Annotated in this window: 7 protein-coding genes; 4 read left to right on the plus strand and 3 right to left on the minus strand. The window is 68.2% G+C overall.

All coding sequences use genetic code 11. The features are described from left to right. Positions 1-31: 31 nt before the first annotated feature. Together ACLQ3F_RS30005 and ACLQ3F_RS30010 are read left to right on the plus strand one after the other, a co-directional pair. On the plus strand, positions 32-589 hold the full coding sequence (locus ACLQ3F_RS30005) for a hypothetical protein (RefSeq protein ID WP_355008535.1): 558 nt from the start codon (positions 32-34) through the stop codon (positions 587-589). A 1-nt stretch (position 590) separates the two neighbouring features. Continuing rightward, the gene (locus ACLQ3F_RS30010; RefSeq protein WP_425852927.1) at positions 591-2,030 is read left to right on the plus strand and encodes a dihydrolipoyl dehydrogenase family protein; all 1,440 of its coding nucleotides are present in this window, start codon (positions 591-593) and stop codon (positions 2,028-2,030) included. A gap of 165 nt (positions 2,031-2,195) precedes the next feature. Here ACLQ3F_RS30010 and ACLQ3F_RS30015 read toward each other — a convergent pair whose 3' ends face one another. After that, entirely contained in the window at positions 2,196-2,804 is a 609-nt protein-coding gene (locus tag ACLQ3F_RS30015) for a TetR/AcrR family transcriptional regulator (RefSeq protein ID WP_425852928.1), read from the minus strand. A gap of 320 nt (positions 2,805-3,124) precedes the next feature. Between ACLQ3F_RS30015 and ACLQ3F_RS30020 the strand changes: the two genes are divergently transcribed. Beyond that, positions 3,125-3,898, plus strand: a complete 774-nt coding sequence (locus ACLQ3F_RS30020; protein ID WP_425852929.1) for an alpha/beta fold hydrolase — start codon at positions 3,125-3,127, stop codon at positions 3,896-3,898. A 62-nt stretch (positions 3,899-3,960) separates the two neighbouring features. Here ACLQ3F_RS30020 and ACLQ3F_RS30025 read toward each other — a convergent pair whose 3' ends face one another. Both ACLQ3F_RS30025 and ACLQ3F_RS30030 read right to left on the minus strand, forming a co-directional pair. Next, on the minus strand, positions 3,961-4,284 hold the full coding sequence (locus tag ACLQ3F_RS30025; RefSeq protein ID WP_425852931.1) for a nuclear transport factor 2 family protein: 324 nt from the start codon (positions 4,282-4,284) through the stop codon (positions 3,961-3,963). Between the two features lie 99 nt (positions 4,285-4,383). Then, on the minus strand, positions 4,384-5,214 hold the full coding sequence (locus tag ACLQ3F_RS30030) for an SDR family NAD(P)-dependent oxidoreductase (protein WP_425852932.1): 831 nt from the start codon (positions 5,212-5,214) through the stop codon (positions 4,384-4,386). A 58-nt stretch (positions 5,215-5,272) separates the two neighbouring features. Here ACLQ3F_RS30030 and ACLQ3F_RS30035 point away from each other — a divergent pair, with 58 nt between their 5' ends. Continuing rightward, on the plus strand, positions 5,273-5,923 hold the full coding sequence (locus ACLQ3F_RS30035; protein ID WP_425852934.1) for a TetR/AcrR family transcriptional regulator: 651 nt from the start codon (positions 5,273-5,275) through the stop codon (positions 5,921-5,923). The last annotated feature ends 77 nt before the right edge of the window (positions 5,924-6,000 follow it).

A 6,000-nucleotide genomic window follows, 5' to 3' on the forward strand; every position in this document is an offset into this window, starting at 1 on the left:
CTTCGCTCCGGAAATTTCCGAGAGGATGACCATGACCACCGTTGCCGTTCCCGGCATCTCGACGACGGCCGCCGCCCTGCGGCGGTTGTACTTCGGTCGCTTCGCCTTCGCGATCGTCTGGGCCGCCGTGACGTTCCCCCTCGCCAAACACCTCAACCCCCTCACCGCCGCGCTGCTCGTGCTCTACCCGCTCTTCGACGTGGCCGCCGCCATCGTCGACGTCCGCGCGTCGCGGGCCACCGGATCGCCCACCCTGCTGTACGTGAACGTCGCGATCAGCCTGCTCGCCGCGGTGGGCCTGGGCATCGCCGGCGCGTCCGGCATCCCAGCGGTCCTGCGCGTCTGGGGCGCCTGGGCGGTCGTGGCCGGACTGGTTCAGCTGATCGTGGCCGTCACCCGCCGCAAGATGGGTGGCCAATGGCCGATGATCATCAGCGGTGGCATCTCCGTCATCGCCGGCGCATCGTTCTTCGCGGCAGCCTCCGCGGACAACCCGGCGCTGACCAACGCGATCGGCTACGCCATCCCCGGCGCCATCTTCTTCCTCATCGCGGCCATCCGCCTCGGCCGCACCGCGAAGGGAAACTGACGTGGAAAAGACCGCGTACGACGTCATTGTCATCGGCGCGGGGCCGGTGGGGGAGAACGTCGCCGACCGCGTCGTGCAGGGCGGCCTGACCGCCGCGATCGTCGAGCGGGAACTGGTGGGCGGCGAGTGCTCGTACTGGGCCTGCATGCCGACCAAGGCGCTGCTGCGCAGCCAGACCGCGCTCCGGGCGGCTCGTCAGCTGCCCGGTGCGCGCGAGGCGGTGACCGGCGAGCTGGACGCGCAGGCCGTGCTGCGTCGTCGGGACGCCTTCGCCTCGCACTGGAAGGACGACGGGCAGGTGTCCTGGCTGAATTCGGCGGGGATCGCGCTGTATCGGGGCCAGGGGCGGCTTGGCGCCGACCGGGTCGTCGAGGTGACCGGCGCGGACGGTGCCGCCACCTCGCTCACCGCCCGACACGCCGTCGTCGTCGCGACCGGAAGTGGCGCGCTGGTGCCGGACATCGCCGGTCTGCGCGAGTCTGCACCGTGGACCAGCCGTGAGGCAGCCGCCGCGAGCGAGGTGCCCGGCCGCCTCGCCATCATCGGCGGTGGCGTGGTGGCCGCGGAGATGGCGACCGCGTACGCCGGCCTCGGATCAGCGGTGACGGTGCTCGCGCGCGACGGGGTGCTCACTGCGGCGGAGCCGTTCGTCGGCGAGCGGGTCACGCAGTCTCTGCGGGAAGCTGGCGTGTCGGTCCAACTCGGTGCCGAGGCCAGATCGGTGAGCCGCGACGGCGACGGGACGGTGCACATCACGCTCACCGACGGCGGACAGGTCGAGGCCGACGAGATCCTCGTCGCGATCGGCCGTACGCCGAACACGCACGACCTGGGCCTCGACCGGATCGGCCTGAAGCCCGGCGCCTGGCTCACGGTCGACGACACCCTGCGGGTGGTCGACGGTGCCGGCGCGTTGATCGGCGACGGATGGCTGTACGCGGCGGGGGACGTCAACCGGCGTGTGCTCCTGACCCACCAGGGCAAGTACCAGGCCCGCGCGGTGGGCGACGTGATCGTGGCGCGAGCCACCGGCGAAGCGACAGACGACCGTCCGTGGGGCCGGCATGTCGCCACCGCCGACGAGCGCGCCGTGCCGCAGGTCGTCTTCACCGACCCGGAGGTCGCGTCGGTGGGGCTGACCGCAGCCGCCGCTGAGGCCGCTGGACTGCGGATCCGGGTCGTCGACTACGACCTGGCCGCCGTCGCCGGGGCCGCGCTGCACGCCGACGGCTACCAGGGGCACGCCCGGATGGTCGTGGACGAGGACCGACGGGTGATCGTCGGCCTCACCCTCGTTGGCCCGGACGTCGCGGAACTGATCCACGCCGCGACGATCGCCATCGTCGGTGAGGTTCCTCTGGAGCGGCTGTGGCACGCCGTTCCCGCGTACCCGACCGTCAGCGAGGTCTGGCTGCGCCTGCTGGAGGCGTACGGTCGCTGACCTGCGTCGTACGGCCGTGCGCGTCATCGCCGGCCGTCGGCCGCTGCGACGAAAAGAAGACGAGGTCCGCCGGGCGAGGGTGCGCGCTCAACCGGCGGTGGCACCACAACAGAAGCTGGGTCATCCTCCTATCGGAGGGTGGCCCAGCTCGAGGTCGTGCGGGGGCTATCGGGCCGACTCTGCCGACTGAAGCTCCGAGTTGACCCTGAGGAGTCCTTCGACACCGCGCAGGAAGGTCTCGGACACCTTCGTGGGGTCGGCGAGGCATCCCGCCGCCATCGCACCGTCCCGGAGCATGACGAAGTGGCGCGCTGCGGGATCCGCCGTTCCTTCGTGGACCTGTGCCATGAGCGTGGTGATGGTGTCCAGGAACCATTGCCGGTGGGCCATGAGTTCTTGGTGCACGGGATGGTTCGTGTCGGGATATTCCGCCGCGGCGTTCAGGAACGCGCACCCACGGAACCCGGGGGACTGGATGTTCTGAGCGATGGAATTGGCGATGGCCAGGAGCGGGTCGACCGGCGATCGGTTGGCGGCGAGCGCCTCGTCGACCATGCCGCGCTCCAGCTGATGCACCTCCCGAAGGTAGGCCAGGATGAGATCATCCTTGCTGGGGAAGTGTCGGTAGAAAGTAGCCCTGGTCACCTTCGCCTCGGCGATGATCCGGTCGACGCCGACGGCGTGAATGCCCTCCGCGTAGAAAATCCTGGTCGCCGTGCGGAGAAGCTTGAGGCGCGCCTCGGAGGGCCGGTTGGTGGGTTCGTCGCTCGCCATCCAACCATCTTAGCGACAGAACGTTCGGTCTTATCCTTGTCGGCGGTTGAGACGTGGTACGCAGTGCTCGCCCAACGTGGGAACGGTGACCGTCAACTCATCTCGCTGTCCGGTTCGGATGCCGGCCAGGCGTTCGGCGTTCTCCGATCCCGCTGACAGTGGCCCGATCAATGCGGAATTCTGGATGCTGCAACCCCAACGGAGCAGGGATCGCGCGGGCTGATACGCGGTGCCCGGGGAAATGCTCCGTCGACCGTACTCGTCGGTCCGGCCGGCAATCGCGGGCAACGGGTGACGAGGCCTCTCGAAAGGACCTCCAGATGAGCGCTGCTTCTGACATGTCTGCCCAGGAAATGCCGACGATCGTGCTGATCCACGGGGCATTCGCCGAATCGTCGAGTTGGAACGGGGTGATTGCCAACCTCAAACATCGGGGCTATCCGGTCATTGCCGTCGCCAACCCGCTGCGTGGTGTGCAAAAGGACGCCGCATACGTTCGCGCCCTCCTGGACAGCCTGCCCGGACCGGTCGTGATTGCCGCCCATTCCTACGGCGGGGCGGTCATGACCGAGGCGGCGGCTGACGCCCCCAACGTCAAGGCCCTGGTGTACGTCGCCAGCTTGAGCCCGGACGTGGGCGAAAGTGCACTTGGGTTGCTCACCAAGCACCCCGGAAGTCAGCTCACCTCGAGCATCAGGATGATCCCGGTACCCGACGACGACGGCGGCATGACCATGGATCAGTACATTGTGCAGGACAAGTTCCACGAGGCGTTCGCCGCCGACGTCGATTCCGGCACCGCCGAACTCATGGAGGCAACGCAGCGGCCCGCCTCCGCGCACGCTCAGGAGGAGAGCGTGACCAAGGTCGCCTGGAAGACGATTCCCTCCTGGACCCTGATCAGCGCTCAGGACCAGGCCATCCCGCCAGACCTGCAGCGCTTCATGGCCGACAGGGCGGGGTCCACGACAATTGAGATCGCCGCCTCCCATGCTGTGGCGGTCTCGCAACCCGGCCCGGTCGCCGACTTCATCGACACTGCCGCCCGTGCCACCGCACGCTCGATGCAGATGTCCAAGAGTCGTCGAGGTTGACGACGGTCGCTTCTCGCGTTCACCGGCCGGAGCAGCCCTCGGGCAGCCCGGCCGGTGACGCATCAGACGGGCTCGATCGCGAGGTCGATGACCTGGTCGTCCTTGATGTCGAACACAAATGCGAATGACAGGGGCCCGCCGGGGAAATCACCGTCCCCGGAGGCCACCAGCCGGTCGTCCGCGAACGAGGTCGGCGTGAGCACGACCTTGGGGTCGATCAGGTGCCCCTGGATCCAGTCGCGGATCTCGGCCTCGCCGGTCCAGGTCTTCCCGTCATCGCGCACGGTGGCCCCGTCGCCGAAGACCGCGGCCAGCGCGTTCGCGTCGTGCGCGTTAGTGGCCGTGATGAGGTTGTCGACGGCCTTGGGTAGCGTGATCTCGTTCATTTCTGCTCTCCAATTTTCTCGGGTTCCAGGACGCGGGCGCGTGCTGGTATGTCCCTGCGACACCGGTGTTCAGCTCGAGGTGCCGACCAGGGTCAAGGCTCAGAAGTCCGCTCCGCGGGAGAGCTTCTCGTTCGCGCGCAGCTCCGCGAGTGCGTTCTCGTGCATCGCAACAACGACGTCGTAGCCGGAGTTGCCGAGCACGATTCGTTTCGGCGGAACGGGTGCGTTCATCGCGCTGATCACGGCCTGCACTCCACGGACAGGGTCTCCTGCCTGCTTGCCGTTGTGGGCCACGAACGCCGCCTTGACGCCCTCGACCATCGGCACGTAGGCGTCGACGATCTCGTTGACGTCCTCGTTCTGGAAGTAGGTGAAGGCCTTGGTGCGGAACGCTCCCGGCTCCACGACGAGCACGCGCACTCCGAATGGCTCAACTTCCTGGCGCAGTGTCTCCGACAGTCCTTCGATCGCGAACTTCGCCGCCGCGTAGTAGCCGAACCCCTGTGCGCCGACGAGGCCTGCCACCGACGACATGTTCACGATCCATCCGTCGCCTCGTGCCCGCATGCCGGGCAGGACCGCGCGCACCACCTCGACCACGGCGAACAGGTTGAGGTCGAACGTGCGGCGGATCGTCTCGTCAGGGGCACCCTCGATCGAGCCGTACCAGCCACGGCCCGCGCTGTTGACGAGCACGTCGATCCCGCCGAAGCGTTCCTCGGCCGTCTTGACCGCCGCACGCACCTGGTCGGCATCGGTGACGTCGAGCTGGAGAACCAGCACACGGTTTCCGTGTTGTTCAGCCCACTCATGTAGTTCAGAGGGCCGACGCGCGGTCACCACCACTTGATCGCCCTGCTCCAGGGCGGCCTCGGCATAGACCAGGCCGAACCCTCCGGGAGTCCCGCCAGTGATGAACCAGGTCTTCATGGACTTCTCCTCTCGCTATAGAAAGCAATGTAGCGCTACATGAGGTAATGTAGCACGCATGCAGAACGCACGGGATCGACTCCTGCTCGCCGCGGCGGAATTGCTGGAGAGCGGCGGCACGGTGTCCACGAGGGCGGTGTGCGATCGCGCCGGGGTGCAGGCCCCGACGCTGTACCACCACTTCGGCAGCAAGCAGGGTCTGATCGACGCCGTGGCAAGCCACGGCTTCACCCAGTACACGGCGGTCGAGAGCTCTGGCGACCCGCTGGACGACCTGCGCGAGGGCTGGAACAGGCACGTGCAGTTCGGGCTGGAGCACCCGTCGTTCTACGGGCTGCTGTACGGCCGCGCCCAGCCGGGAAAGCCGTGCGCCGTCACCGCCCCCGCGCACGCAGCGCTGCGCGAGCGGTTAACCGCCGCCGGGGGCCTGCTCAAGGTGCCAGCGGCCGATGCCGCCGAACAGGTGTTGGCCGCCAACGTCGGCATCACGCTCACCTTGATCAGCCAGCCGGACCCGGATCTCGGGCTGTCCGGACGCGTCCGCGAGGCCGCGCTGGCCGGAGTCCTGCGCATGCCCCCCGCCGAAGCCCCCGAGACTCGTGCGAGCGCGGCCCTGACGCTGCGTGCGCTGGTCGGCAACGATCCGGGCGACCTCACCCCTGGCGAACACGCGCTGCTCGGCGAGTTGCTGGACCGCCTGGCCCGCTAGTACTCCAGCAGGAGATCCGTTCTGACCTGCTGTGGCGGTGTGGTTTTGTCCGTGGGCATGGAGCAGCCACCGCTGAG

This window comes from Micromonospora sp. DT15, from assembly GCF_049841475.1.
Taxonomy (GTDB): domain Bacteria; phylum Actinomycetota; class Actinomycetes; order Mycobacteriales; family Micromonosporaceae; genus Micromonospora.

Bases quoted from the DNA above. Each gene is read 5' to 3' on its own strand.
- ACLQ3F_RS30020 (WP_425852929.1), top strand. From the start codon at position 3,125: ATGAGCGCTGCTTCTGACATGTCTGCCCAGGAAATGCCGACGATCGTG.
- ACLQ3F_RS30005 (WP_355008535.1), top strand. From the start codon at position 32: ATGACCACCGTTGCCGTTCCCGGCATCTCGACGACGGCCGCCGCCCTG.
- ACLQ3F_RS30030 (WP_425852932.1), bottom strand. From the start codon at position 5,214: ATGAAGACCTGGTTCATCACTGGCGGGACTCCCGGAGGGTTCGGCCTG.
- ACLQ3F_RS30015 (WP_425852928.1), bottom strand. From the start codon at position 2,804: ATGGCGAGCGACGAACCCACCAACCGGCCCTCCGAGGCGCGCCTCAAG.
- ACLQ3F_RS30025 (WP_425852931.1), bottom strand. From the start codon at position 4,284: ATGAACGAGATCACGCTACCCAAGGCCGTCGACAACCTCATCACGGCC.
- ACLQ3F_RS30035 (WP_425852934.1), top strand. From the start codon at position 5,273: ATGCAGAACGCACGGGATCGACTCCTGCTCGCCGCGGCGGAATTGCTG.